The organism is Kitasatospora sp. NPDC101176, assembly GCF_044768035.1.
GTDB lineage: Bacteria > Actinomycetota > Actinomycetes > Streptomycetales > Streptomycetaceae > Kitasatospora.
In genome coordinates this window covers 1-2,252 of sequence record NZ_JBIWPA010000066.1, presented here as the reverse complement: position 1 = coordinate 2,252, position 2,252 = coordinate 1, and the positions used below count along the sequence as shown (strand labels likewise).

Genomic DNA, 2,252 nt, shown 5'->3' with positions numbered 1-2,252 from the left:
CCGCTACGAGCGCAAGGGCGCTCACTTCGCAGCGTTCGCCACCATCGCCGCCGCCCTCATCTGCCACCGCAGAATCACCAAATGAGATGAATTCTTAGGCGTAGTCGATGACGATCAGGGCCGGACGGATCAGGTGGCGCAGCATCGGGTAGGCCCGCTGATCGGCCCTGGGGTCGAGGAATCCGGTGGACCATGGGAAGTTGCTGGTGTCGGCGGTCGACTCGGATTGTGGTCTGCGGTCGGCGAGGCGACGGGCGAGTTCTACGGCCAGGCGTGTTTTGCCGACTCCGCCGGGCCCGCGTACGACGGCGACGTCAACGGCCCGCGGGCTGTGGCACCAATCGTGCAGGAGCTGCAGTTCGGTGTCGAGGCCGGTGAATTCGACGGTCTCGGAGCGTGCGGCCAGGAGGTAGGAGGCGGCGGCCACGGGCTGGAGGGGGCTGTCGAAGATGCTGTGGAGGTCGGCGGGTTCCAGTTGCGGGCGCGTACCGCTGGCCCGTTCCACGATGTCGCAGAATCCGCGGTCGTCCAGGAGCCTGCGGGCGGGGATGGCTTCCAGGCGGGCGTTGGCTCTCCCGGGTACGGCCTGCTGCACGGTGGCAACGAGCAGGTCTTCGTGGAATACCCCGGCGCCGGACATGCCTGCCCAAGGAGAGGTTCCGGGCTCGGGCTCACCGGCCGGGACGGCGCTGTCGACCTGGAGGCTGTAGAAGCGGCCGCCCGTGTCGCCGGCGTTGATGTGCCCCTCCGCCGCCTCGGGTTCGCGCCATCGGCGCACCGTGCCCGACTCTCCGTTGCCTTGCCGGCGCTCGGCCGCCGCTGGAAGTCCGACGGCGACGCAGCGCGCTGGCCGCGACGGACTGACGCACACGATCTCGCCCCACCGGACGGGAGCGAACTCGCGGGGCAGGTCGGCCGGCCGAAACCGCAGCAGCGCGGCGTCCTCCCGGTGCCAGGCCACCTCGGCCACTGCACGTACAGGGCTGCCGATGAGTCCCACCGCACACGGGCCGAAGGCCTGTCCGGGCTTGGCGGGCCCGACGACGTGGACGGCGGTGAGGACCAGGCCGGGCGCCACTACACACCCGGCGTCGACCCTGCCCGAGCACTCCACGGACACGGCCCTTTCCCACCACATCGACGACCCGCTACCGCAGCGAGTACCCGCCCTCGGGCACGCCGACCTCACCGACACCGCTGATCGGCACCTCTTCGCCGCCAACGACCCCAAGCGTCACGGTCAGCCGGTGCGTCCGCCCGCTGGTCTGCTCCCCGCGAGCCTCGCTCGAGAACACGAACGCCTTGACCCCGCCGCTGACGCCCCCGACCCGACGAAGTTCCAGCCCCAGGTCCACCACGACATCCTTCACCGTAAACCGGATTTCCGAGTCCGCCCCGCTGCGCTGGGCTGCGACGAGTCCGGCCCTGACGGCCGCGATCGCCTCGGAAAGCTCCGTGCCGTCGAATTCCATGCGCCCCCCACACGACGATCGGCTCTAGGATCGGTCAGCGTATCCGCCGTACACGCCTCACACACCGAGAACGGCCAAACCGGTGCGAGCAGGGTCGCGGTGGCGGACGGGGGTGGGGGTTGGGTGCTGCCGTCCGGGCCGTCGAGGCGGATCACGGCGTGGAAGTGGACCAGGCCGCGCTCTGGTATTCGGCGACCTTGGCGAAGGAGACGCGCAGCACGGCGCGGGCCGCTTTCTGGGTCAGGCCGATCCGGGCGGCGATCTCGCGGCGCAGGTAGATCGTGAAGCGCGCCCACAGGGCTCCGGCGTTGGCGTTGAACAGGACCGCGCCCGGGTAGTCGTAGGTCTTCGGGTCCAGGGGTGTGCCGAGCAGCGCGTCCGTGGGTTCGTGGCGTTTGCCGCAGCGGCAGGGCCGCAGGGCACCGCCCGCGTTGGTGGGGCGGTTGTGGACGGGGCCGAAGGAGGGCGCGGTGAGCGTGGTGAACACGCGGGGGTGGGTTCGGACGGTGTCCGGTACGTTCTTGCCGCCGGTCAGGCCTGCCCGGATCAGTTGGAACGTGTCGGCGGCGTAGATGCGGGAGCAGGCCGGGCAGCGCGAGGCGCGGCGGTTGCCGCAGGCCGTCAGGAGGCTGCCCGTGGGCTCAGTTCGGTCCGCAGGTTGTCGGTGCTGTTGCGGATCTCCTCCAAGAGGGTGTTCGATAGGGGATTCCCCCCAACTGTCCGGCTTTGATCGAGGTAGCACGGACTCGATTCCAGGATCTCGTGGCGGTCGGGTCCGTG

2 protein-coding genes and 1 pseudogene are annotated in these 2,252 nt (G+C 70.2%); all 3 read right to left on the bottom strand.

Annotated features, from left to right (window positions below; all coding sequences use genetic code 11):
* Positions 1-94: 94 nt before the first annotated feature.
* Entirely contained in the window at positions 95-1,120 is a 1,026-nt protein-coding gene (locus tag ACIRS1_RS38405; protein ID WP_402847310.1) for a trypsin-like peptidase domain-containing protein, read from the bottom strand.
* 28 nt (positions 1,121-1,148) lie between these two features.
* Entirely contained in the window at positions 1,149-1,472 is a 324-nt protein-coding gene (locus tag ACIRS1_RS38400; protein ID WP_402847309.1) for a trypco2 family protein, read from the bottom strand.
* 86 nt (positions 1,473-1,558) lie between these two features.
* A pseudogene (locus ACIRS1_RS38395) lies at positions 1,559-2,115 on the bottom strand (replication initiator); the annotation flags it as partial.
* Positions 2,116-2,252: the final 137 nt, after the last annotated feature.

Excerpts from the sequence above, each read along its gene's own strand:
- ACIRS1_RS38400 (WP_402847309.1), bottom strand. The coding sequence starts at position 1,472 with ATGGAATTCGACGGCACGGAGCTTTCCGAGGCGATCGCGGCCGTCAGG.